Raw genomic sequence first — 24,019 nt, 5'->3', positions numbered from 1 at the left:
TCAGACGTGCCTCAGCCGCGCACGGAGCGAAGCGAGTACGCGGATGAGAGTCTTCAGTGACGTGTGGGCCTACCTGTCCGACGGCAGCAGCTGGACCGGCACCGGCGGCATCTGGGGCTACCTCGTCCAGCAGCTGCTGCTCACCGGCACCGCGCTCGTGCTGGCCCTGGCGATCGGGCTCCCGCTCGCCATGTGGCTCGGGCACATCGGACGTGGCGGCTTCCTCGCGATCAACATCTCCAACGTGGGCCGGGCGATCCCGACCTTCGCGCTCCTGGCGCTTCTGGTGACCGCCGAGTGGCCGGGCATCGCGACCTTCGGCCCGTTCGGCCGCGCCGGCATCGCGACCCTGATCGCGCTGACCCTCTTCGCCCTCCCGCCGATCATCACCAACACCTACGTCGCGATCCGCGAGGTCGCCGGCGAGGTCAAGGAGGCGGCCCGGGGGATGGGCATGACCGGCTGGCAGCAGTTCCGCCGCGTCGAGCTCCCGCTCGCGATGCCGCTCGTCGCCGGCGGCGTACGCCTGGCGCTGGTGCAGGTCTGGGCAACAGCCACGATCGCGGCGCTCGTCGCGGGTCCCGGGCTCGGCCGGATCATCACCGACGGCTTCGCCAACAGCAACTACGGGAAGGGAATCGCCGGAGCCGTGGTTGTCGCGGTGGTGGCGATGATCCTCGAGGTGCTGGCCGCGCTCGCGCAGCGGGCGATCGACCCGGTGCCGCGCACGGCCAAGAAGAAGCACGACGATGCACTCCCCACCAGCCCACTGCCCGCAACCACGTGAGCAGTGACCGGACACGCGTGACCGCCAGGTCGCGGGACACAGAAGGTTGAATCACATGCAGCTACGACGAATCGCTGCCAGCGCGCTGGCAGTCAGCACGGTCCTGCTCGGAGCGGCATGCGCCGGCGACGACCTGGCCAGTGACGACGCAGGATCCGACTCCGGCTCGAGCGACAAGGGGGCGGTCAAGATCTCCGGCCAGGACTTCGGTGAGGTCCAGATCGTCGCCTCGATGTACGAGCAGCTCCTCGACGCCGAGGGGTACGACGCCTCGGTGCAGCTCGTCGGCACCCGCGACGTCTACATGGGCGCGGGCCAGTTCCCCGAGTCCGTGCAGCTCGTCCCGGAGTACGTCGGCGGCATCGTCGACTTCCTCAACACGACCGAGAACGGCGCCGACGCCGAGCCGCTGACGACGCCGGACGCCGACGAGTCGGTCTCGGCCGCCGCCGACCTGCTCGAGGCCAAGGGCATCACGCTCCTCGACCCCTCCGCCGCGGTCGACACCAACGCGTTCTTCGTCACCCAGGAGTTCTCCGAGGCCGAGGGCGTCACCAAGCTCTCCGACCTCGAGGGCACGTCCGTGGTGGTCGCGGCCGCCGAGGACTGCGCCGACCGCACCGACTGCGGCAAGGGCCTGACCGACGACTACGGCATCGACGTGACCGAGTTCCTGCCGCTGGGCTTCGCCTCCGCCGACGTCTTCAAGTCGGTGGCCGACAACGAGTCGCAGCTCGGCCTCACCTCGACCACGGACGGCACGCTCGAGTCCCAGGGGATGGTGCTGCTCGAGGACGACAAGCAGATCCAGCCCGCGCAGAACCTCATCCCCGCGGTCTCCTCGGAGTGGCTGGCCGACAACCCGGACGTCGAGGGCATCCTCAACGACCTGATGGCCGCGCTCACCACCGAGAACCTCACCGAGCTCAACGGCCAGGTCTCCGTCGACCGCGCCAAGCCGGAGGACGTGGCGAAGGAGTTCCTGGAGGCCGAGGGCCTGCTCTGACCTGAGACCCACCCTCGCCGTTGCGGCGGCGGCTCAGACCTCGTGGTCCCGGAGTGCCAAGGCCTCCGGGGCCACGGTCGTCTCGTCGAGCACCGACGGCGGGATCGACAGTCGCCACGCTCCGGTGGCGACGTCCTGCGCGCGAGGCGCGGGTCCGTCGAGGGTCGACACCCACTCCATCAGCGCGGTCACCTCGGCCCGCCGGTCCTCGGCGACCAGCCACCCCGCCAGCCGGTGCACCGGCGGCAGCCCGCTGTGCACCAGGGACCGCTGGCCCCAGAGCTCGAGCACGCCAGCGCGCAGCAGCCGCCACCACTCCTCGGTCGCGCCCGGGAGCAGCAGGAAGTAGCGCCACAGGTCCCCGGCCAGGACCCGGTCGACGAAGACCTGCTCCACCTCCGCCGAGCCGTGCGCGCGGACCGACACGAGCGCCTGCCGCTTGGTCTCCCAGCGGTCGCTGAGGTCCTGCACCGAGGAGGCGCGCGTCTGGGTGATCGAGCCCTCGCGGATCCGCCAGTGGTAGACGATCTCCTCCAGCACGTCGAAACGGCCCTCGAGGAACGCCCGCGTCGTCGTCGGCTGGTCCTCGTAGCGCACGCCCTCCGGCCACGAGAGGCCCAGGGCGTCCCAGGCGGAGCGGCGCCACAGCTTGTTCCACGCGAAGACATCGCCGAGGATCTCGGGCCGGTCCTCGACACGCGCCCCGCGCAGGGGACGGTGGAGGCGGCGCATCCACGGCGGCTCGACCAGGTCGTCGCCCTCCCAGCGCACGATCGAACCGGTGGCGAAGTCCGATCCCGAGTCCTGGAGCGCGCCCACCAGGTCGGCGTACGCCGTGGGCGGCAGCACGTCGTCGGAGTCGAGGAACGCGAGGTAGTCGCCGCCGACCCGGAGGGTGCCCAGGTTGCGAGCGGCGCCGAGGCCGCCGTTGACCGAGTGGATCACGCTGATCCGGTTGTCGCGGTGCGCCCAGGAGTCGGCGATCTCGCCGGTGCGGTCGCTCGAGCCGTCGTCGACGATCACCGCCTGCCAGCGCCGGTGCGTCTGCGCGAGGAGGGAGCGGACGCAGTCGTCGAGGTAGTCCTCCACCCCCCACGCGGGGATCACCACGCCGAGGAGGGGAGCGCGGGAGAAGAGCCTCATGTGTCGGGAGCGTAGTAGTGTCGGAGGCCCGGGCCCGTCCCGCCGGTAGGCTGCCCGCCGTGACTGAGCAGGCCAGAGCGATCGACGAGATGAACCCCGACGGAGTGCCGCGCAAGGTCCTCCTCGTCGCCGGAGCGGGCCGCAGCGGCACCAGCACGCTGGCCGGGATCGTGTCCAGGCTCGGCATGCACGTGCCGCTGCCCGAGGTGCCGCCGGACGACTCCAACCCGCGCGGCTTCAGCGAGCCGCAGTGGGTCGTCGACGTCCACGACGAGTGGCTCGCCGAGGCGCTGGTGCAGGTCAGCGACTCGCGCCCCAACGCCTGGTTCGACACCGGCCGCATCTGCAGCCGCGAGCCCGCCCGGATCCGGGTCAGCGAGTGGCTCGAGCCGCACTTCGCCGAGCATCCCGAGCTGGTCGTCAAGGACCCGCGCCTGAGCTGGTTCCTCGGGCTGTGGCGGGTCGCTGCCATCCGCACCGGCGCCAACCCGGTCTTCGCGACCATGCTGCGCCCGCCCGCCGAGGTGGTCGGCTCGAAGCAGAAGTACTACGCCAACAAGCTCGGCTCCGCCCACCTCGCCGCCAGCTGGGTCAACATGCTGCTCCACACCGAGCGCGCCACGCGTCCCGCGGAGGGCGACGGCGGCCGGGTGTTCGTCCGCTACGAGGACCTGCTGACCGACTGGGTCAGGACGACCACCGCGATGGGCCACACCCTCGGTCTCCAGACGATCATCCACACGCGCAGCGACCAGATCCGCGAGGTCCACCGCTTCATCGACCCGCACCTGCGCCGCGTGTCCTCCAGCCTCGACGACCTCGCGCTGCCGAAGCGGCTGCACGACCTCACCGGCCAGACGTGGGAGGAGCTCAACAAGCTCGCCGACGAGGGGGGCGACACCGCCGGCGCGCACGCGACCTTCGACCAGCTCCGCGAGGCGTACGTCGAGCTCTACGAGGAGGCCGAGGCGATCAGCCGCTCCACCGCCGAGCACGCGCGCCTCCAGGGGCGGCGCCGTGCGCTGGCCGCGGCCGCACCGGAGACCCGCTCGCTGACCGACCGCGTGCCCCACGACGTACGCGCTGCGATCCCGCCGTCCGTACGCCGCGGGGTGCGCAAGGCGCTCGGCCGCGAGCGCGACCCGGCGGGGGACGACCAGCCGTGACCATCCCGATCGGCTCCGGTCACGGGCTGACCAACCTCGAGGGCCGCACGGACTTCGACATCGTCTGGCCGTGGAACCAGCCCGGTGGGCTGCGTCGCGGCGCGACCGCGGTGCTGCGCGTGAAGAACGAGGCCCCGGGCCTGCGCTTCGTCCTGCCGCCGCTGCTGCGGGCCTGCGACCACGTGCTGCTGGTCGACAACGGCTCCGACGACGGCACCGGCGAGGAGGCGCTCCGGGTCGCCGCCGAGCACGGCCTGGCCCACAAGTTCACCCTGAAGGAGTACCCGTTCGCGGTCGCCCGCGCCGGCGGCGAGCACCTCGCCGTCAACGAGCGCTCGGTGCACTCGCTCGCCTACTTCTACAACTGGTGCTTCTCCCACGTCCGCACCCGATACTCGTGGAAGTGGGACGGCGACATGGTCCTCACGACCGAGGGGGAGGTGTCGATGGCCGACCTGTCGTGGCAGGTCGGGATGGCCGAGGCGGTCATCCGCTTCCCGCGCCACGGGCTCTACATCGAGTCGGCGTCGAAGGCCTACCTCGACCTCGGCCTGCGCAACATCGAGGAGTGGGGCTTCCCGATGAGCCCCGACTACGTCTACGCCAAGGCCCCGGAGTGGGAGATCCGTACGACGCCCGACCGGATCGAGCAGTTCGCGCTGCCCCAGGGCCTGTGCGTCGAGCTCAAGTGGCTCGACGGCGACGAGTTCGCCCACTGGACCAACCCCGAGGCGTTCGCGACCTCGATCCGCAACCGCCGCAAGCGCCGCGAGTGGCTCGTCTGGAACGCCCTCCACGACGGCGAGGTCCCCGAGGGTGTCGTCGAGATCGTCGCGCCCGAGGGCGTGCACGTCGTCGACCACGTGACCCACACCTGGCTGCCCCGCGCCCCCCGCCCCTTCGTGGTCGACGACCCCGACCACGCGCAGCTGCACCTGCGGGCCTGACCCCCATGTGGGAGTCACCGCTGAAGCGGTGACTCCCGCGCGGATGGGCCGTTGCAACGGCCGATCCGCGCAAGACCCCGCACAGAAGTCCCGCGGCTGCCCGCTAGATCAGCAGCAACGGCAGCGCCATCACGACGGTCAGGACCGGGAACAGCCACGGCCCGACCCGCTCGAGGGCGCGGGTGACCCGGTCCTCGCCCACGGTTCCTGCGCCGCCTGCACCCTCCGGGCCGACCACCGGATCGCCCACGGTGTCGGCCGTCCGGATCGAGCGTGCGGTGCTGCCGGCCAGGAGAGCGACCCCCGCCACGAACGCCGGCATCGCCGCCACGGTGAACACGGTCTGGCGGCCGAGCAGCAGCACCCCGACGAAGAGCACGATCGGGAGGGTCGCGCCCAGCATCGCGACCCACCAGTGGCGTACGACCGCCCGCAGCAGCTGCTCGGCGCGGCTGACGACGAGCGTGGTGCCGACCAGCACGAGGACGAGCACAGCCGCGATCCCCGCGGTGACCTCGACGCGGGCGCCGGACTGCCAGGCGCCAACCGCAGCGAGCGTCAGCAGCATCCCGCCGAGCCCGAGGGCCGACGTGCCCAGCTCACGTCGTACGTCGGGGGCGACGACGGACCTCGCGGGAGCCAGCTCGACGGCGTAGGCCGCGGGATCCCCGAACGCCTCCCGCGCGGACTCACCGCTCTCGGCGCAGTGGGCCTCCACCTCGGCGAGCGCCGCTCCGATCCGCTGCCCGCCCACCCCGCGCAGGCGCAGCTCCAGGAGGAATGCCTCCGCCCAGTCAGGCTCGATGTGCGGAGTGTGGGTCTCGATCTTCATGACGGGTCCTTCCCGGAGGCGGGCGCGATCGTGGGGGTGCTGATGAAGGTGCTGGTCAGGTCGGCGAAGGACCGCCAGTGGGCGGTCTGCCGGTCGTGCTCGACGCGGCCGGCGTCGGTCAGGGCGTAGAACTTCCGCCCCGGTCCGCCGTCCCCGGCGCGCCACTCGACCGTGACCAGGTCGGCCTCCTCGAGGCGGGCCAGCAGGGGATAGAGGGTGCCGCCCTTGACCGGACCGAGTCCGGCGTCGGCGAGCGCGCTGGCGATGGCGTAGCCGTAGGTCGGTCCGTCGGCGATCACGTGCAGCACGCAGACGTGGAGTGCGCCTCGCAGCCACTCCGTCGGCCACGGTGCACTAATCGCTTCCATGACTAGATAGTGACGCCGACTAGTAGGCGTGTCAATCCACTCGCGGGCACGAGTGGCGTGCGTCACCCCTCCAGGTCGTTCCCAGCGTGGAATCCGCAGGCGTAGGGTCGATGGTGATCGCAGTAGATCGGTACCCGCGAGGGACTGAAACGAAGAGGTCGACATGACGAAGTCATCTGCCGGGTTCCACATCGGCGTGGTCGGAGCCGGCCGCGTCGGCGCCGTGCTGGCTGCAGCCCTCCGTGCCGCCGGGCACGAGATCGTGGCCACCGCCGGTGAGTCGGATGCCTCGCGCGGGCGCATCGAGGCGCTCCTCCCCGGTGTCGAGGTCGCCAAGCCGACCGACGTCGCCCGCGCCTGCGACCTCCTGCTCCTCACCGTCCCCGACGACATGCTGTCCAACGTCGTCACCATGCTCACGGCGAGCGGCGCGATCCGCGAGGGCCAGGTGGTCGTGCACACCAGTGGCCGCCACGGCCTCGCCGTGCTCGAGCCGGCCCGCGCGGTCGGCGCCCGCACCATCGCGATGCACCCGGCGATGACCTTCACCGGCACCGCCGTCGACCTGCCCCGCCTGGCCGGCTGCGTCTTCGGCGTCACGGCCGACGAGTCCGACCGCCCGCTCACCGAGTCGCTCGTCGCCGACCTCGGCGGTCGCACGATGTGGGTCCCCGAGGACCGTCGGACGCTCTACCACGCCGGTCTCGCGCACGGCGCCAACCACCTCGTCACCCTCGTCACCGAGGCGATGGAGATCCTCTCCGCCGCCGGTGCCGAGGACCCCGCCGCCACCCTCCGCCCGCTGCTGACCGCGGCCCTCGACAACGCGCTCGAGCACGGCGACGCGGCCCTCACCGGCCCCATCGTGCGCGGTGACGTCGAGACCGTGCGCGCCCACGTCGCCGACCTGGTGGCCAACGCGCCCCAGACGCTGGCGTCCTACGTCGCCATGGCGCGTGCGACCCTCGACCGCGCCGTCACCGACGGCCGGCTGCTGCCGATCCGCGCCACCAAGATGCTGCGGGTGCTCGCCGCCGCCGAGGCGCGGGCTGCCGAGGGCATCGCTCGATGACCTCGGCCACCGTCCTCGCGCACACGCGCGAGGAGCTCGCCGACCTGCTCGCAGGAGCCCGGCGGGACGCCAGGCCGATCGCGTTCGTCCCGACCATGGGTGCGCTCCACGAGGGCCACGCCAGCCTCATGCGTACGGCCCGCGACGTCTCCGACGGCCCCGTCGTGGTCAGCATCTTCGTCAACCCGATGCAGTTCGCCCCCACCGAGGACCTCGACCGCTACCCGCGCACCGTCGACGCCGACCTGGAGGTGTGCGCGGCCGAGGGCGTCGACGTGGTGTTCGCGCCGAGCGTCGAGGAGATGTATCCCGGCGGCTTCAGCCACGCCTCGGTCCACGACGGCGTCACCGTCGCGCCCGGGGCGATGGCCACGATCCTCGACGGCGAGTCCCGGCCCGGGCACTTCGACGGCGTGCTCACGGTCGTCGCCAAGCTCTTCGGCCTGGTCCGTCCCGACGTCGCGGTCTTCGGCCAGAAGGACTACCAGCAGCTCACGCTGATCCGCCGGATGGTCCGCGACCTCTGCATGGGCATCGAGATCGTGGGCGCGGAGACCGTGCGCGAGCCCGACGGACTGGCCCTGTCCAGCCGCAACCGCTACCTCGACGCCGGGCAGCGGCGGACCGCGGTCGCGCTGAGCCGCGCCCTGCGGGCCGCGCAGGCGCGGGCGCCGTACGGCGTACCTGCCGCGCGTTGGGCCGCGATGTCGGTCCTCAGGGCCGAGCCCGGCCTCGAGCTCGACTACCTCGCGCTCACCTCGCCCGACCTCGGTGACGCCCCGGAGATCGGCGAGGGCCGGATCCTGGTGGCCGCCCGTGTCGGCACCACGCGCCTCATCGACAACGCGCCGATCACCTTCGAGCGATCGGTGCCACCGGCGGGGACCGCGTCCGCGGCCTCGACCACGAGTGAGAGGAGCGGCTGAGACTGATGCTGCGCACGATGATGAAGTCCAAGATCCACCGGGCCACCGTGACCCAGGCGGACCTCCACTACGTCGGCTCGGTCACCGTCGACGAGGACCTGCTCGACGCCGCCGACCTGCTCGCCGGCGAGCTCGTCCACATCGTCGACGTCACCAACGGCGCCCGCCTCGAGACCTACACGATCGCCGGCGAGCGCGGATCGGGCGTGATCGGCATCAACGGTGCCGCCGCCCGCCTCGTCCACCCCGGCGACACCGTCATCCTCATCGGCTACGCCCAGATGGAGACCGCGGAGGCCAGGGAGCTCAAGCCCCACGTGGTCTTCGTCGACGCCGACAACCACGTGAGGGCGACCGGCTTCGACGCGGGAGACACGTTCGGCGCCGAGACGCTGACCCGCGGCGACTTCATCGATCGCTAGATTGCTCGAATGACTGATCACCGGCCGGTCCCGGGCCGCCTGCGAGCGCCCGCCCCCGGCTGGACCACCCGCGCTGACGTCGTGGTCGTCGGGTCCGGCATCGCCGGTCTCACCGCCGCGCTCCGGATCCACGCGGCTGATCCCTCGCTCCACCTCCTCGTCGTCACCAAGGACGTCCTCGCCGCGGGCTCCACCCAGTGGGCGCAGGGGGGCATCGCCGCCGCGCTCGGGCCCGGGGACACCCCGGAGCAGCACGAGCACGACACCCTCGTGGCCGGCGCCGGCGCGTGCGACGTCGAGGCCGTGCGCATCCTGGTGACCGAGGGCCCCGAGGCCGTGCACGAGCTCATCGCGCTCGGCACCCAGTTCGACCACCACCCCGACGGCGAGCTGTCCCTGACCCGTGAGGGCGGCCACCACCGCGACCGCATCGCGCACGCCGGCGGTGACGCCACCGGCGCCGAGATCCAACGAGCCCTGATCGCCGCGGTGGAGCGCGCGCCGGAGATCGAGGTCATCCAGCACGCGCTCGCCGTCGACCTCCTCCGGGCCGCCGACGGTGGCGTGGCCGGGTTGACGCTGCACGTGCTCGGCGAGGGCCAGCACGACGGGGTCGGCGCGGTCCACTGCCGGGCAGTGGTGCTCGCGTCCGGCGGGCTGGGCCAGGTGTTCAGCCAGTCCACCAACCCCAGCGTCTCGACGGGCGACGGCATGGCGGTCGCGCTGCGCGCGGGGGCCCGGCTGCGCGACCTCGAGTTCGTGCAGTTCCACCCCACCGTGATGTGGCTCGGCCCCGACTCGCAGGGCCAGCAGCCGCTGATCTCCGAGGCGGTTCGCGGCGAGGGCGCGTTCCTCGTCGACTTCGAGGGCACCCGCTTCATGCAGGGTGAGCACGAGCTCGCCGACCTCGCTCCGCGCGACGTGGTCGCCAAGGCGATCACCCGTCGGATGCTCGACACCGGCAAGCCGCACATGTGGCTCGACGCCCGCCACCTCGGTCAGGCGTTCTGGGAGAAGCGGTTCCCCACCATCCTCCGCGTCTGCCGTGAGCACGGCGTCGACCCGGTCACCCAGCTCATCCCCGTCGCCCCGGCCCAGCACTACGCCTCCGGCGGCGCGGCCACCGACCTGTGGGGACGTACGTCCGTCGCCGGCCTCTACGCGACCGGTGAGGTCGCCTGCTCCGGGGTGCACGGCGCCAACCGCCTGGCCTCCAACTCGCTCCTCGAGGGTCTCGTCTTCTCGCGACGGATCGCCGACGTGCTGCCGGGTGAGCTGCGGGCGTGGGCCGAGCCCGCGCTCGACGAACGCACCGAGGGACTCGTCGACGGCGACCACCGCACCGCCATGCAGGACGTGATGACCACCCGCGTGGGCGTCCTCCGGCAGGCCGCGGGGCTCGCAGAGGCGCTGGACCACCTCCACGCGCTCGAGCCCGGCGAGGCCGAGGCCGGTCCTGCGGCCTGGGAGACCACCAACCTCCTCGCGATCAGCACCGCGCTCGCCGAGGCTGCCGCGCTGCGCACCGAGACCCGCGGCTCCCACTGGCGCGAGGACTTCCCCGACCGCGACGACACCAGGGCCGGCCACGTCGACTCGTGGCTCGACGCCGACGGCACGATCCGGGTCGAGTGGACGTACGCGCCCTCGACCGACCCGACGACGACGGAGGTCACGGCATGACGAGCACCAGCGACCTGCCTGCGGAGCTGCGTGACGAGCTCACCTCTGCCGGCCTCGACCCCGAGGCACTGTGGGAGCTGGTCGGACGCGCGCTCGGCGAGGACCTCCCGGACCACCGCACGGACGATCCGACCAGCTCCTCGACCATCGCGCCCGACGCTCGCGGCGAGGCCGTCTTCGCCGCGCGCGAGCCCGGTGTCGTGGCCGGCCTCGGTGTGGCGGCGGTGGTCTTCTCCATGGTCGGCGCCGACGCCACCGTGACCGACCGGATCCCCGACGGCACCCGGGTGGAGAAGGGTGACGTGGTGATGCGCGTCTCCGGTCTCACCCAGCGGCTGCTCGTCGCCGAGCGCACCGCCCTCAACCTCGCCTGCCACCTCTCCGGCATCGCCACCGCCACGTCTCGCTGGGTCACGGCGCTCGAGGGCTCGCCCACCCGGGTGCTCGACACCCGCAAGACGCTGCCCGGCCTGCGGGCGCTCCAGAAGTACGCCGTGCGCTGCGGCGGCGGCGTCAACCACCGCAGCAGCCTCCAGGACATGGCGATGGTCAAGGACAACCACGTCATCGCCGCCGGGGGAGTGCTGCCGGCTCTGGAGGCCATCCGCGGCCGCTTCCCGGGACTGCCGGTCGAGGTCGAGGTGACGACGCTCGACCAGCTCGAGGAGCTCCTCGCGCTGCCGGAGCCCCCGGAGCGGATCCTGCTCGACAACATGAGCGACGCGCTGATGACCGACGCCGTACGTCGTACGGCCGGGCGCGTGCCGCTCGAGGCCTCCGGCGGGATCACCCTCGAGCGGGCCGCCCGCATCGGCGCGACCGGCGTCGACTTCGTCTCGGTCGGCGCGCTGACGCACTCGGTGGTCGTCTTCGACATCGGCATGGATCTGACCACCCCACCACCTCCTTCTCCCCGCAGCTCTCCCGGACGACGCCGCGGGGACCCCGGACCTCCGACGAACGCGCCGGCATGAGCCTCCTGGCCGCCGACATCGGCAACAGCCACACCTTCCTCGGCCTGCTCGACGGCGACGAGGTCACCGCCCACTGGCGGGTCAACACCGATGAGCGCCGCACGGCCGACGAGTGGTCGGTCCTGATCCTGGGCCTGCTCGCCGACCGCGTCGACGACGTCGACGGCATCGCGGTCTGTGCCACGGTGCCCGCCGTCCTGCACGAGTGGCGCGAGATGCTCGAGCGTCACTTCGGCGACGTCACCGCGATCGTGGTCGAGCCCGGCGTGCGCACCGGCATCCCGGTGCTGATGGACAACCCGCGCGAGGTCGGCACCGACCGCATCGTCAACTCGCTGGCAGCAGCGACCCTCCACGGCGGCCCGGCGATCGTCGTGGACTTCGGCACCGCCACGACCTTCGACGTCGTCAACGGCAAGAACCAGTACGTCGGTGGGGCGATCTCGCCCGGCATCGAGATCTCCCTCGAGGCCCTCGGGCGTCGCGGCGCACAGCTGCGCAAGGTCGAGCTCGTCCGACCGCGGTCGGTGATCGCCAAGAACACCGTCGAGGCACTGCAGAGCGGAATGCTGTTCGGCGTCGCCGCCCAGGTCGAAGGTCTGGTCGCGCGCATGATCGCCGAGCTCGGCGTGCCGCCCGAGGACGTCACGGTCATTTCCACCGGACACTGGGCGCCACTGCTTGTCGACGACTGCGGTTGTTTTACCGTGCATTCGCCGTGGTTGACGCTTCAAGGTTTGCGACTCGTCTTCGAGCGCAATTCCTGACGGGACACCATTTGCCAATAATTGACTCGTCAAGCTCATCTTGACTTCTTTTGCGGAAGGCATTCAATTCCTGCCACAATGCCCGAGTCCGCGCGTTTACCCCTGAACGCATGAAGGCAAAGGAATAGAACATGGCACAGAAGGTCAACATTGTTCTCGTCGATGACCTCGACGGCACCGAGGCCACCGAGACCGTCACCTTCGGTCTCGACGGCACGTCCTACGAGATCGACCTCAACGACGCCAACGCCGCCGCCCTCCGTGAGGCGCTCGGCGGCTACGTCGGCCACGCCCGCAAGGTGAGCGGTGGCTCGCGCCGCGGTCGCAAGTCCGCCGCCGGCTCGTCGTCCAACACCAAGGACGTACGCGAGTGGGCCAAGGGCCAGGGCATGGAGGTCTCCGAGCGGGGCCGCATCTCCGCCGATGTGCAGCAGGCCTACGACGCTGCGCACTGAGCAGCGAGGGCCCGATCTCGGCGGGTGGGTTTCGACGCGGGCGTCGCGACCTCGTGCCTCGGTCGCGGCCCTCGCTCAACCGCCCCGGGTCCACGCGCGGCGCTCGTTCCTCGCTCCGCGCTGCCCGGGGGTGTTCGCCCTCAGCGGACGGACTCGTGTCGTGGGCGGGAACACGTAGGCTGATCCCGGGCGTTGAGCCCAGTGTCCGCACTTCCGCTCCGGCGGGGGATCCGCGGACCACGCAGACGTAGAGGAGCGCACATGTTCGAGCGGTTCACCGACCGAGCCCGGCGAGTTGTCGTGCTGGCCCAGGAAGAGGCCCGCATGCTCTCCCACAACTACATCGGGACCGAGCACATCCTGCTCGGCCTCATCCACGAGGGCGAGGGCGTCGCCGCCAAGGCCCTCGAGTCCCTCGACATCTCCCTGGAGGCCGTGCGCGCCCAGGTCGAGGAGATCATCGGCCAGGGCCAGCAGGCCCCGTCCGGTCACATCCCGTTCACGCCGCGCGCCAAGAAGGTGCTGGAGCTCTCGCTGCGCGAGGCTCTCCAGCTCGGCCACTCCTACATCGGCACCGAGCACATCCTGCTCGGCCTGATCCGCGAGGGCGAGGGCGTCGCTGCCCAGGTGCTGCAGAAGCTCGGCGCCGACCTCAACCGCGTGCGACAGCAGGTCATCCAGCTGCTCAGCGGCTTCCAGGGCAAGGAGTCGGCCGCGGCCGGCGCCGCGACCTCGGGCTCCGGTGGCGAGGCTCCGTCGAGCTCGCTGGTCCTCGACCAGTTCGGCCAGAACCTCACCCAGGCCGCGCGCGAGGGCAAGCTCGACCCTGTCATCGGTCGCGAGCAGGAGATCGAGCGCGTGATGCAGATCCTGTCGCGCCGCACGAAGAACAACCCCGTCCTCATCGGCGAGCCCGGCGTCGGCAAGACCACGATCGTGGCCGGCCTGGCGCAGGACATCGTCAAGGGCAACGTGCCCGAGACGCTCAAGGACAAGCAGATCTACACGCTCGACCTCGGCGCGCTGGTCGCCGGCTCGCGCTACCGCGGTGACTTCGAGGAGCGCCTCAAGAAGGTCCTCAAGGAGATCCGCACCCGCGGCGACATCGTGCTGTTCATCGACGAGATCCACACCCTCGTCGGTGCCGGCGCGGCCGAGGGCGCGATCGACGCCGCCAGCATCCTCAAGCCGATGCTGGCCCGCGGCGAGCTCCAGACCATCGGTGCCACAACGCTCGACGAGTACCGCAAGTACCTCGAGAAGGACGCCGCGCTCGAGCGCCGCTTCCAGCCCATCCAGGTGCAGGAGCCCTCGATCGCGCACACGATCGAGATGCTCAAGGGCCTGCGCGACCGCTACGAGGCGCACCACCGCGTCACCATCACCGACGAGGCCCTGGTCTCGGCGGCGACGCTGGCCGACCGCTACATCTCCGACCGCTTCCTGCCGGACAAGGCGATCGACCTCATCGACGAGGCGGGCTCGCGACTGCGCATCCGCCGGATGACCGCACCGCCGGACCTGCGCGAGTACGACGACAAGATCGCCGACGTACGCCAGCGCAAGGAGGCTGCCATCGACGGGCAGGACTTCGAGGCGGCCGCGCGCCTGCGCGACGAGGAGAAGCAGCTCTCCGCCAAGCGCAGCGAGCGTGAGAAGCAATGGCGTGCCGGGGACCTCGACGAGGTCGCCGAGGTCGACGAGGAGCTGATCGCCGAGGTCCTGGCCGTCGCCACGGGCATCCCGATCGTCAAGCTGTCGGAGGAGGAGTCCACCCGTCTGCTCAAGATGGAGGACGAGCTCCACAAGCGCGTCATCGGTCAGGAAGAGGCCGTCAAGGCCCTCAGCCGCGCCATCCGTCGTACGCGCGCCGGTCTGAAGGACCCGAAGCGTCCCGGCGGTTCGTTCATCTTCGCCGGCCCCTCGGGTGTCGGCAAGACGTGGCTCTCCAAGACGCTCGCCGAATTCCTCTTCGGTGACGAGGACGCACTCATCCAGCTCGACATGAGTGAATTCTCCGAGAAGCACACCGTGTCGCGACTCTTCGGATCGCCGCCCGGATATGTCGGTTACGAGGAGGGTGGCCAGCTCACCGAAAAGGTGCGCCGCAAGCCGTTCTCCGTGGTGCTGTTCGACGAGGTCGAAAAGGCCCACCCCGACATCTTCAACAGCCTGTTGCAGATTCTCGAGGAAGGTCGCCTGACCGATTCACAGGGTCGCGTGGTCGACTTCAAGAACACCGTCATCATCATGACCACCAACCTCGGTTCGCGTGACATCGCCAAGAGCGTCAACCTCGGCTTCGGCGCCGTCGGTGCGGACGCGGCGGGCTCCTACGAGCGGATGAAGAGCAAGGTGTCGGAGGAGCTCAAGCAGCACTTCCGTCCCGAGTTCCTCAACCGTGTCGACGAGATCGTCGTCTTCCCGCCGCTGTCGAAGGAGCAGATCGTGGCGATGGTCGACAACATGGTCGCCGCCGTCGAGCTGCGCCTCAAGGACCGCGACATGTCGCTCGAGCTCACCCAGCCGGCCAAGGACCTGCTCGCGGACCGGGGCTTCGACCCGGTGCTCGGTGCGCGTCCGCTGCGTCGCACGGTGCAGCGCGAGATCGAGGACGTGCTCGCCGAGAAGATGCTCTTCGGTGAGGTCGGCCCCGGTCAGATCGTGCTGGTGGGCGTCGAGGGCGAAGGCCCCACGGCGACCTTCACCTTCAAGGGCCAGAAGAACTCGACGGTGCCCGACATGCCGCCGCTCGAGACGGTCGACGCCGAGGGTGCCCCGATCGTGGGTCCCGACGACACCGAGGGTCCGACGGACGTGCCGAAGGCCTCTGACGCCTGATCGCACGCACCACCTGCTCGACGGATCGGCGCTCCCGCACTGCGGGGGCGCCGATCCTCATGTCAGACGACGCCGACCTGTCGCTTGTGCGCACCACCAGGGCGCCGACCTGTCGCTTGTGCGCACCACCAGGGCGCCGACCTGTCGCTTGTACGCACCACCAGGGCGCCGACCTGTCGCTTGTACGCAGCCGTCCGTGCACAAGCGTCAGCTCGGCGGGTTCTGCGTGCGCACAAGCGTCAGCTCGGCGGGTTCTGTGTGCGCGCAAGCGTCAGCTCGGCGGGTTCTGCGTGCGCACAAGCGTCAGCTCGGCGGGTTCTGTGTGCGCGCAAGCGTCAGCTCGGCAGGGCGTAGCGGCCGCCGTCGACCCGGACGAGCAGGCCGTCGGCGATGAGGCTCGCCAGGCACCGCTCGCGCTGGTCCTCGACGGCCCACGCGGCCTCGATGCTTGTTGGGCCCACCGACCCCTCGGCCTCGCGGGCCAGGGCCATGAGGCGCCCCCGGCACTGCCGGTCCGTGCCGGCCCACGCCTGGCCGCGGCGCGGCGGTCCGTCGTGCGCCGGGAAGCCGGCGCTCCGCCACGCACACAGCTCGGCGACCGGGCAGGCGTCACACGACGGCTGGCGAGCCGTGCAGACCAGGGCGCCCAGCTCCATCGTGGCGACGGCCCAGGTGGCGGCGGTCGCGTCGTCGTCGGGCAGCAGGGCCGTTGCCGTGTCGCGCTCGGCCCGCGTCACGGCGGTGGCCGGGAACTCCACACCTGACACCGCCCGCGCCAGCACCCGTCGTACGTTGGTGTCGAGGACGACGTGCCGCTGGCCGAAGGCGAAGCTGGCGATGGCGGAGGCGGTGTAGTCACCGACGCCGGGCAGCGCCAGCAGGTCGTCGTACGACGCGGGGACCTCGCCGCGATGGCGTTCGACGATCGCCACTGCGGCAGCGTGGAGGCGAAGGGCCCGACGGGGGTAGCCGAGGCGGCCCCACATCCGGACGGCCTCGCCGGTCGACTCGGCCGCGAGGTCGGCCGGGGTCGGCCAGCGCTCGAGCCACACGGCGTGCACCGGCAGCACCCGCGCGACCGGCGTCTGCTGGAGCATGAGCTCGCTGACCATCACCGACCACGGCGTCGCGTCGACACCGCGCCACGGCAGCTCGCGCGCGTGGTCGTCGTACCAGGCGAGCACGGCCTCGTGCAGCGCGCCGGGGGAGGGGGCATCCATCGCGGTGATCGTAGGTGAGCCGGTGCGCCTCCGCCGAGACGGGCCGCCGGCTACCTAACCTGACGACATGCCGTCGACCGTGCGACCTCGCGGACCGCTCCCGGCCCGGGTCTACTGGACCCGACGCCTCATCGTGCTCGGAGCTCCGCTCCTGCTCATCATCGTGCTGGCGCGCGTCCTCGGAGGCTCGTCCGACGGCACGGATGCCGCGACCGGCACGGCCACGCAGGCCGGGGCCGCTGTCGAGGAGACGTCGCCGGCGCCGACCGCGGGACCGACGGCCGCTGTGAAGAAGGGCAAGAAGGGCAAGAAGAAGCGCGACGTGGTCACCGCCCCGCCGGAGCCCGTCCTGGCCGAGCCCTCCGGTCCGTGCGCCGACGCCGACATCGTTGCGACGCCCGTCATCACCTCCGCCCCGGGCGGCGCCGACATCCCGATCACGATCAACCTCCGCACCGTCGTGACCGAGGCGTGCACCTGGCAGGCGTCTCCGGAGACCCTGACGGTCACCATCACGAGCGGCGACGACTACATCTGGAGCACGCGTGAGTGCCCGGTCGCGATCCCGGTGCAGGACCTGGTGGTCCGGCAGGCCGTCGACACCCCGGTCGTCGTGACGTGGTCGGCGAAGCGCTCCGACGAGACCTGCTCGGACCGTACGGCGTGGGCCTACCCGGGCTTCTACTACGTGCAGGCTGCAGCGCTCGGCGGCGAAGCGACCGATGTCCAGTTCGAGCTGCTTCCCGGTGTGCCGGCCGTGGTGACCCAGACGCCCGAGCCGGAGCAGGGTGGCAAGAAGAACAAGAAGAACGGCGACCAGGCCCACACGCCCGGCGAGGACGGCGGCGGCAACTCCGCGGGCTGACCGGGCAGCGCTAGATGTAGCGCTCGGTGATGCTGGACTCGGCGAGGCGGGAGAGTCCCTCGCGCACGCTCCGGGCGCGCAGCTCACCGACGCCCTCGACGGCCTGCAGGTCGTCGATCCCCGCCGAGAGCAGCTGCTGGAGCCCGCCGAAGTGGTCGACCAGCCGGTCGACGACGGCCGCGGGGAGGCGCGGCACCTTGGCCAGAAGCCGGTAGCCGCGGGGGGCGACGGCCGCGTCGAGGTGCTCGGCCCCGCCGAGGCCGATCGCGCGCGCGACGGCGGCCGGATCGACCAGCTCCGTCGGGGAGAGCGCCTCGAGCTCGGCGAGGTGCGACGCGGGGCTGGCCTGGCGCCGCTTGCCGCCGGGCAGGTAGTCGCGGACCACGAGCTCGCGCTCGGCGTCGACCCCGGTCACGAGCTCCTCGAGCTGGAGCGAGAGCAGACGACCGTCGGTGCCGAGCTCGAGGACGTAGTCCTCGATCTCCTCGGCGATCCGGATGACCATCTCCAGCCGTTGGGCGACCACGGCCACGTCGCGCACCGTGACGAGGTCCTCGATCTCCAGCGCCGACAGGGTCGCGGAGACCTCGTCGAGACGCATCTTGTAGCGCTCGAGCGTGGCCAGTGCCTGGTTGGCGCGGGACAGGATCTTGCCGGAGTCCTCGAGCACGTGGCGGATGTCGCCTACGTAGGCCGCGATGATCTGCATCGACTGCGACACCGAGATCACGGGGTGGCCGGTCTGCTTGGCGACGCGCTCCGCGGTGCGGTGGCGGGTGCCGGTCTCCTCGGACGGGATCGTGTGGTCGGGCATCAGGTGGACCGCTGCGCGGTGCACCCGGGTGATGTCCTTGTCGAGGATGATCGCGCCGTCCATCTTGGCCAGCTCGCGCAGCCCGGTGGCGGTGAACGGCACGTCGAGGGTGAAGCCGCCGGTCGAGATCGAGTCGACGATCTTGTCCTGGCCCAGCACGATCAACGCGCCGGTGCGACCGCGGAGGATCCGCTCCAGGCCGTCGCGCAGCGGCGTGCCCGGTGCGATGGACGCCAAGGTCGCGCGCAACCTGAGCTGGTCGTCGATGCGCTCTGCCACCGGTCCTCCGCGTGCTGTGTCTGGGCGCCCCCGTGCGCCATCGGGTGAAGTGTAGGGGCGAGCGACCCGGATCCGCCGATCCGTCGACGCCGCGCCGCCGACGGCGCCGCGGCGGACGGCTAGAGCGGAGGCGTCAGGTCGAGCGTGAGCAGCGCGCCGAACACGTCGTCCACCTCGACCACCCGGAGCTCCTCGACCATCCGCCGGGCGGGGATGCCGCGCTCGCTGGGGAGGGTGCGCCCGCGGGGGACGACCGCGACCTTGAAGCCCAGTCGGGCGGCCTCGGCGATGCGCTGGGGAAGGTCGCGCACCCGTCGGAGCTCACCGGCCAGGCCGATCTCCCCGATGGCCACCGCGCCGCGCGGCGCCGGCACGCCGAGGTGGGAGGAGGCGATGGCGACCGCGATGGCGAGGTCGGCGGCCGGGTCGTTGAGCTTGGCGCCGCCGACGGTCGCGACGAAGGTGTCGCTGCCGGCGATGCGCAGGCGCGCGTGGCGCTGGAGGACGGCGAGCACCATGTCGACACGGGACGACTCGACGCCGGAGACCGTACGGCGTGGGCGCTCGAGCGGTGAGGGCGTCAGGAGCGCCTGCACCTCGGCCAGCAGCGGCCGACGGCCCTCCATGGTGACCGCGACGCACGTGCCGGAGACGTCCTGCGTGTGGTGCTCGATGAAGAGCCCGGTGGGGTCGGTGACCGCGGAGATGCCCTCGGACGACAGGTCGAAGCAGCCGACCTCGTCGACCGGGCCGTAGCGGTTCTTCATCGCCCGCAGCATCCGGAAGCGGGAGTTGCGCTCGCCCTCGAAGTGGAGGACGACGTCGACGAGGTGCTCGAGCACGCGCGGCCCGGCGATGGACCCGTCCTTGGTCACGTGGCCGACGAGGACCGTGGTGATGTTGCGCGTCTTGGCGACACGGATGAGGGCCGCTGCGACCTCCTTGACCTGCGTGACCCCGCCCGGCACCCCGTCGATGCCGGAGGCGGCGATGGTCTGCACGGAGTCGACGACCAGCAGGGTCGGGCGGACCTCCTCGATGTGTGTCAGCACGGCGCCGAGGTCGGTCTCCGCGGCGAGGAACAGCTCGTCGTGGACCCCGCCGGTGCGGTCGGCGCGCAGCCGCACCTGGGCGGCCGACTCCTCGCCGGTGACGTAGAGGGTGCGCTGGCGCACGCGCGCGGTCTGGGCGGCGACCTCGAGCAGCAGCGTGCTCTTGCCGACGCCCGGCTCTCCGGCCAGCAGGATCGCCGCTCCGGGCACCAGCCCGCCACCCAGCACCCGGTCCAGCTCGGGCACGCCGCTCGGGCGCGCCACCGACTCGTTGGTCGACACCTGCCCGATCGGGACCGCGGGGGTGGACACGGGCCCGGCTGCGGCGCGCATCGTCGAGGCACCGGCCTCGGCGACCGACCCCCACGCCTGGCACTCACCGCAGCGCCCGACCCACTTGCCCGTCTCCCACCCGCACTCGGAGCAGCGGTAGGAGGGACGGACCTTCGCCTTGGTGGTGGACATGGACGCCACGCTAGGTCAGGGCACCGACACCGCGGTCCGCGGCGCGCGCCCGCCGACGTACGACGTCGCGCCGGTCGCTCCACTGGTCCGGACCACCTCTCCACAGGAGGCGCTCCGAACCTGTGGAGCAGGCCCGAAATCTGTGGACGAGCAGCCACCGGGCTGGGGAGGAAGGGACCTGATCCGGGGACGAGCTGGGGAGGGCGGATCGCCCCGGTCGAGGCCCTTGCGCGCCCGGGTCCGGACCCCGTAGAACTTCTCCTACGCCACCCCGCAAGGGGAGGCGGGATGACTCGGAGACGAGGATCCATCCGGGCGGGGCGCTTCGGCGCACCGACCGACGCGGCTGGGTGACGCACCCGCGGGGATCAACGGAGAAGAGACGTCGACCGGAGGTCGTCACATGATCCGGTCACCAGAAGGGCCCTTGCGACTCATACTCGCGAGGGCCCTTCGTCCTTTCCGGTGAAGCCGGAGGGACCGCTGCGTCCTATGCTGACGCTCGTTGGATCGATCAAGGGGGCGAGATGGGGCGCAGCGACCACCGACCGGGCAGCCAGCTGCCGGTCACGCCGCCGACCCTCGCCGACGTCGCGGAGCGCGCCGGTGTCTCGCGGCAGACGGTCTCCAACGCGGTCAACAACCCCGACCTGCTGCGTCCGGACACCCTCGTACGGGTCCGGCAGACGATCGCCGAGCTCGGCTACTCGCCCAACCGCGCCGCCCGCAACCTGCGCACCCGCACGTCCTCGCTGATCGGGCTCCGGTTCACCCCGGCCCAGGAGGGCACCGCCAACGCGATGATGGACCGGTTCGTGCACTCGCTGGTCGAGGCCAGCGAGGAGGCCGGCTACGCGGTGCTGCTCTTCCCGGGCGACGACGAGGACCCGATCGGCGGCTACGACAACCTCCTGCGCTCGACCGCGGTCGACGCGTTCGTCGTCACCGACACCTATCTCGGCAACCCTCAGGCGACCTGGCTCACCCAGCAGCGGGCGCCCTTCGTGGCCTTCGGGCGCCCCTGGGACGACGACGTCGCCCGGCACGTCTGGGTCGATGTCGACGGCGCGGCCGGCACTGCCCTCGCCACGCAGCACCTCATCGACCGGGGGCACTCCCGCATCGCCTGGATCGGCTGGCGCAAGGACTCGCCCATCGGTGAGGACCGCCGCTCCGGCTGGCTCTCGACGATGCACGCCAACAACCTGCCGACCACGGGCCTGGCCTCCCGCGTCGAGGACGTCGTGCACAGCGGTGCCGAGGCGGCTGCCGTGCTCCTCGACGAGTCGGCGCCCACCGCCTTCGTCTGCGCGTCCGACACTCTCGCCATGGGTGTCCTCCACACGCTCTGGATCCGCCAGCTCGCGCCGGGCACCGACATCGCGGTGGTCGGCTTCGACGACTCCCAGGTGGCACAGGTCTACCCCGTGGGCCTGACGTCCGTACGCCAGCCGCTCGAGGACGTGGCGGTCGAGATCGTCCGCACCCTGCGGGCGCTGCTGTCGCACCAGCCGGTCGAGTCGCGGGGCGTCCTGCTCACTCCGACGCTCGCGATCCGCGAGTCCAGCTGACCCGCGCGGGCTGCTAGAACTCGCGCCACCACAGGTTGACGGCGTAGTCGACCTCGGTCCCGGTGTGCGAGGCCAGCGCCTCCTCGGCGGCTGCGGGCGGCAGCTCGATGCGTACGACGGCCTCGAGGGCCTCGCGCGAGTCGAAGGACCAGCCCATGTCGATCTCCCGCCGGCTCCAGCCGTGGGTCGCCCAGAACCGCTCCACCGCGGCGGGGTCGACCTCGGGGTAGCCGCGCCGGAACCAGCCGCCGAAGGTGGATCGGGTCCCGTCGTTGTCGATCACGAACGCCGTGCCCCCGCGGCGTACGGCCCGGTCGAGCTCGCGCAGGCCCGGCTCCGAGCCGGGCCCGAAGAAGTAGGCCCACCGCGCGTGCACCACGTCGACCGACGCGTCCGCGAGCGGCAGCGACTCGGCCATGCCCTTGAGCACGGTGACGTTCTTCAGCTTCTTCGTACGACGCCTCGCCAGCGACACCAGCGGAGGGTGCGGCTCGACCCCGACCACCTGCGCCGCAGATCCCGCCCACAGGGGGAGGTGGAAGCCGGTGCCGCAGCCGACGTCGAGGAGGGTGCGACCGGTCCAGTCGCCGATCTCCTGCATCGCGGCGACGATCCGGCCGTGCGGGTCGGCGGCGCGGTTCTCGAGCTCGTAGAGCTCGGGGGTGTGCCAGATGTTGGGGGAGGGGCGAGGCTTCATGGGAGGGGGGATTTCGACGCGCCCGTCACGACCTCGTGCCTCGGTCGTGGGCCTTGCTCAATCTGGCTGAGCCCACGCGACGAGCTCGTTCCTCGCTCGGCGCTGCTCGTCTCAGATGCGCACGAGGCCGTTGGGGGTCTGGAGCTGGACCGCGACGATGCCGGGGGTGCCGTTGGGGGCGACCCACTCGACCTTCACGTCCTCGAGCGGCGACTCGACGGTCTCGCCGAGCCACTCGCTGACCCGCTGCGAGTCGCCGGCGATCTCGAGGCACGCGAGGGAGAAGTCGCCGCTGGCGCCGAAGCCGGGGTGAAGCTCGGCCGGGCTGGACCAGCTGATGAAGTAGGGGAGCTGCGGGTCGGAGATCAGGCCGTTGACGCCGACCTGCTGCCACAGCAGCTCGGTGCCGTCGGGCCGGTGCCGGTTGCCCTTCACGGCCTCGCGACCCAGGCGCTGCTCGACGGAGGCCATGTCGTCGACGGCGACGACCCAGCCCATCCAGCCGCCACCGAGGGCGGACCGGGCGCGCACGGCCTGGCCGAAGGGGGCCTTGTCGCTGGCCGGGTGGTCGAGCACCTCGACGATCTCCATGTAGACGCCACCCGCGAGGGGCAGGGTCATGTTGCGGGTGCCGAAGCGGGGATGTACGCCGCCGACGATGAAGTCCGTGCCGAGCAGCCCCCCGATGCGCTGGGCGGTGCTGGCAAGTCCATCAGGTCCGGCGGCGAAGCTGACGTGATCCAGGCGCATGCAGAGATTCTGTGCCCGTGTCCTGCAACCCCTGACACCGGGGTCGGGTTCTCTTGACGTCGAGCGATCTCACTGGGTGGTCAGGGTGTGGCGGTGCACCGGGTCGACGCGTCTCGTCAGCGCGGGTCGGCCGGGTGGAGCGCGAGGGCCGATCGCGAGCGCACGTGCGCCTCGCAGTGACGGGTCAGCTCGACGTACGCCTCGCGTCCCATCAGCTCCACGAGCTCCGCCTCGTGGGTGACGAAGACCGGCTCGAGGGCGACGTGCGCCTCGGTGTTGCCCGAGCAGTACCAGTCGAGGTCATGGCCGCCGGGGCCCCAGCCGCGGCGGTCGTACTCCCCGATCGAGACCTCGACGTAGGACGTCCCGTCCTGCACCTCGACGGTGCGGTACTGGCGGCGGATCGGCAGCTGCCAGCACACGTCGGGCTTGGTCTCCAGCGGGTTGCGGCCCTGCCTCAGCGCCAGCCCGTGCAGGGCACAGCCGGCACCGCCGCCACCGTCGGCGGGAGCGAAGTCGGTGCGGTTGTGGAACACGCACGCCTGCTGACCGTCGTACTCCACTGCCAGCGTCTTGCGCTCGCCGTCGTCGTCGGTCTCGATCCAGTCCGACTTCTTGACCGACCGGCCGGGATGGAGCTGCCAGTCGTCGGGCGTGAGCTGGGCGACGAAGCCGGCGACGCGCTTCTCGTCGTCCTTGTCGGCGAAGTGCGCGCCGAGGGTGCAGCAGCCGACGTCGGGGGCGTCGGCGTAGATCCCCTGGCACCCCTGCCCGAAGATGCACATGTAGGCCGACGTCAGCCAGGTCAGGTCGCAGCGGAACACCTGCCCCTCGTCGGCGGGGTCGGCGAACTCGACGAACGCGCGGGGGAACACCAGGTCGACTTCGGGCACGGGTGAACCCTAGTAGCGTGGCGG

At 71.5% G+C, this 24,019-nt stretch carries 23 protein-coding genes; 14 read left to right on the top strand and 9 right to left on the bottom strand.

What is annotated here, in order from left to right; genetic code table 11:
- Positions 1 to 43 precede the first annotated feature (43 nt).
- Positions 44 to 787 carry an ABC transporter permease gene (locus tag BM127_RS17760; protein ID WP_091200715.1) on the top strand — a complete coding sequence of 248 codons (744 nt, stop codon included), beginning with the start codon at positions 44 to 46 and terminating at the stop codon, positions 785 to 787.
- 55 nt (positions 788 to 842) lie between these two features.
- On the top strand, positions 843 to 1,793 hold the full coding sequence (locus BM127_RS17755) for an ABC transporter substrate-binding protein (protein ID WP_091200713.1): 951 nt from the start codon (positions 843 to 845) through the stop codon (positions 1,791 to 1,793).
- Positions 1,794 to 1,826: 33 nt separating this feature from the next.
- Here BM127_RS17755 and BM127_RS17750 read toward each other — a convergent pair whose 3' ends face one another.
- Positions 1,827 to 2,936, bottom strand: coding sequence for a glycosyltransferase family 2 protein (locus BM127_RS17750; protein WP_091200711.1), 1,110 nt, complete (start codon positions 2,934 to 2,936; stop codon positions 1,827 to 1,829).
- A gap of 59 nt (positions 2,937 to 2,995) precedes the next feature.
- Between BM127_RS17750 and BM127_RS17745 the strand changes: the two genes are divergently transcribed.
- The gene (locus BM127_RS17745) at positions 2,996 to 4,102 is read left to right on the top strand and encodes a sulfotransferase family protein (protein ID WP_231263176.1); all 1,107 of its coding nucleotides are present in this window, start codon (positions 2,996 to 2,998) and stop codon (positions 4,100 to 4,102) included.
- Positions 4,099 to 5,049 (top strand): glycosyltransferase family 2 protein, encoded by a 951-nt coding sequence (locus BM127_RS17740; RefSeq protein WP_091200709.1) that lies wholly within the window; start codon positions 4,099 to 4,101, stop codon positions 5,047 to 5,049. Before BM127_RS17745 ends, BM127_RS17740 begins: the two co-directional genes overlap by 4 nt.
- 103 nt (positions 5,050 to 5,152) lie before the next feature.
- Here the strand turns inward: BM127_RS17740 and BM127_RS21955 are convergent, their stop codons facing one another.
- Both BM127_RS21955 and BM127_RS17730 read right to left on the bottom strand, forming a co-directional pair.
- The gene (locus BM127_RS21955; RefSeq protein ID WP_101228921.1) at positions 5,153 to 5,881 is read right to left on the bottom strand and encodes a hypothetical protein; all 729 of its coding nucleotides are present in this window, start codon (positions 5,879 to 5,881) and stop codon (positions 5,153 to 5,155) included.
- A complete protein-coding gene (locus BM127_RS17730; protein ID WP_091200707.1) occupies positions 5,878 to 6,249 on the bottom strand; it encodes a PadR family transcriptional regulator in 372 nt (123 codons plus the stop codon). The genes BM127_RS21955 and BM127_RS17730 overlap by 4 nt, the downstream gene beginning before the upstream one ends.
- 163 nt (positions 6,250 to 6,412) lie before the next feature.
- On the opposite strand from BM127_RS17730, the gene BM127_RS17725 reads away from it, so the two are divergent.
- The 8 genes from BM127_RS17725 (at position 6,413) to BM127_RS17690 (ending at position 15,389) form a co-directional block, all read left to right on the top strand.
- Positions 6,413 to 7,321, top strand: coding sequence for a Rossmann-like and DUF2520 domain-containing protein (locus tag BM127_RS17725; RefSeq protein ID WP_091200705.1), 909 nt, complete (start codon positions 6,413 to 6,415; stop codon positions 7,319 to 7,321).
- Complete coding sequence (gene panC / locus BM127_RS17720) at positions 7,318 to 8,247, top strand: pantoate--beta-alanine ligase (RefSeq protein WP_091200703.1); 930 nt, start codon at positions 7,318 to 7,320, stop codon at positions 8,245 to 8,247. Before BM127_RS17725 ends, panC begins: the two co-directional genes overlap by 4 nt.
- 5 nt (positions 8,248 to 8,252) lie before the next feature.
- A complete protein-coding gene (gene panD, locus BM127_RS17715) occupies positions 8,253 to 8,669 on the top strand; it encodes an aspartate 1-decarboxylase (RefSeq protein ID WP_091200701.1) in 417 nt (138 codons plus the stop codon).
- Positions 8,670 to 8,678: 9 nt separating this feature from the next.
- A complete protein-coding gene (locus BM127_RS17710; protein ID WP_091200700.1) occupies positions 8,679 to 10,352 on the top strand; it encodes an L-aspartate oxidase in 1,674 nt (557 codons plus the stop codon).
- Positions 10,349 to 11,326, top strand: a complete 978-nt coding sequence (gene nadC / locus BM127_RS17705; protein WP_091200784.1) for a carboxylating nicotinate-nucleotide diphosphorylase — start codon at positions 10,349 to 10,351, stop codon at positions 11,324 to 11,326. Before BM127_RS17710 ends, nadC begins: the two co-directional genes overlap by 4 nt.
- Positions 11,323 to 12,093: a type III pantothenate kinase gene (locus BM127_RS17700; protein WP_091200698.1), complete on the top strand. Its 771-nt coding sequence runs from the start codon at positions 11,323 to 11,325 to the stop codon at positions 12,091 to 12,093. The genes nadC and BM127_RS17700 overlap by 4 nt, the downstream gene beginning before the upstream one ends.
- 131 nt (positions 12,094 to 12,224) lie before the next feature.
- Positions 12,225 to 12,548: a histone-like nucleoid-structuring protein Lsr2 gene (locus tag BM127_RS17695; RefSeq protein ID WP_091200696.1), complete on the top strand. Its 324-nt coding sequence runs from the start codon at positions 12,225 to 12,227 to the stop codon at positions 12,546 to 12,548.
- 261 nt (positions 12,549 to 12,809) lie between these two features.
- Complete coding sequence (locus BM127_RS17690) at positions 12,810 to 15,389, top strand: ATP-dependent Clp protease ATP-binding subunit (RefSeq protein WP_091200694.1); 2,580 nt, start codon at positions 12,810 to 12,812, stop codon at positions 15,387 to 15,389.
- A gap of 335 nt (positions 15,390 to 15,724) precedes the next feature.
- On the opposite strand, the gene BM127_RS17685 is transcribed toward BM127_RS17690, so the two are convergent.
- Positions 15,725 to 16,609: an HhH-GPD family protein gene (locus tag BM127_RS17685; protein WP_091200692.1), complete on the bottom strand. Its 885-nt coding sequence runs from the start codon at positions 16,607 to 16,609 to the stop codon at positions 15,725 to 15,727.
- 67 nt (positions 16,610 to 16,676) lie between these two features.
- On the opposite strand from BM127_RS17685, the gene BM127_RS17680 reads away from it, so the two are divergent.
- Complete coding sequence (locus BM127_RS17680) at positions 16,677 to 17,474, top strand: hypothetical protein (protein WP_091200690.1); 798 nt, start codon at positions 16,677 to 16,679, stop codon at positions 17,472 to 17,474.
- A gap of 10 nt (positions 17,475 to 17,484) precedes the next feature.
- Here the strand turns inward: BM127_RS17680 and disA are convergent, their stop codons facing one another.
- Positions 17,485 to 18,567 carry a DNA integrity scanning diadenylate cyclase DisA gene (gene disA, locus BM127_RS17675; RefSeq protein WP_198554392.1) on the bottom strand — a complete coding sequence of 361 codons (1,083 nt, stop codon included), beginning with the start codon at positions 18,565 to 18,567 and terminating at the stop codon, positions 17,485 to 17,487.
- 119 nt (positions 18,568 to 18,686) lie between these two features.
- A complete protein-coding gene (radA, locus tag BM127_RS17670) occupies positions 18,687 to 20,084 on the bottom strand; it encodes a DNA repair protein RadA (RefSeq protein WP_175507440.1) in 1,398 nt (465 codons plus the stop codon).
- A gap of 527 nt (positions 20,085 to 20,611) precedes the next feature.
- On the opposite strand from radA, the gene BM127_RS17665 reads away from it, so the two are divergent.
- Complete coding sequence (locus tag BM127_RS17665; RefSeq protein WP_091200686.1) at positions 20,612 to 21,655, top strand: LacI family DNA-binding transcriptional regulator; 1,044 nt, start codon at positions 20,612 to 20,614, stop codon at positions 21,653 to 21,655.
- A gap of 13 nt (positions 21,656 to 21,668) precedes the next feature.
- Here the strand turns inward: BM127_RS17665 and BM127_RS17660 are convergent, their stop codons facing one another.
- The 3 genes from BM127_RS17660 to BM127_RS17650 form a co-directional block, all read right to left on the bottom strand.
- On the bottom strand, positions 21,669 to 22,352 hold the full coding sequence (locus BM127_RS17660) for a class I SAM-dependent methyltransferase (protein WP_091200683.1): 684 nt from the start codon (positions 22,350 to 22,352) through the stop codon (positions 21,669 to 21,671).
- Between the two features lie 111 nt (positions 22,353 to 22,463).
- Positions 22,464 to 23,102 carry a VOC family protein gene (locus BM127_RS17655; protein WP_091200680.1) on the bottom strand — a complete coding sequence of 213 codons (639 nt, stop codon included), beginning with the start codon at positions 23,100 to 23,102 and terminating at the stop codon, positions 22,464 to 22,466.
- A 116-nt stretch (positions 23,103 to 23,218) separates the two neighbouring features.
- Positions 23,219 to 23,995, bottom strand: a complete 777-nt coding sequence (locus tag BM127_RS17650) for a DUF3109 family protein (RefSeq protein ID WP_091200678.1) — start codon at positions 23,993 to 23,995, stop codon at positions 23,219 to 23,221.
- Between the last annotated feature and the right edge of the window lie 24 nt (positions 23,996 to 24,019).

It is taken from the genome of Nocardioides alpinus (genome assembly GCF_900112035.1).
GTDB lineage: Bacteria > Actinomycetota > Actinomycetes > Propionibacteriales > Nocardioidaceae > Nocardioides > Nocardioides alpinus.
This window is presented reverse-complemented; position numbering and strand designations above follow the sequence as displayed.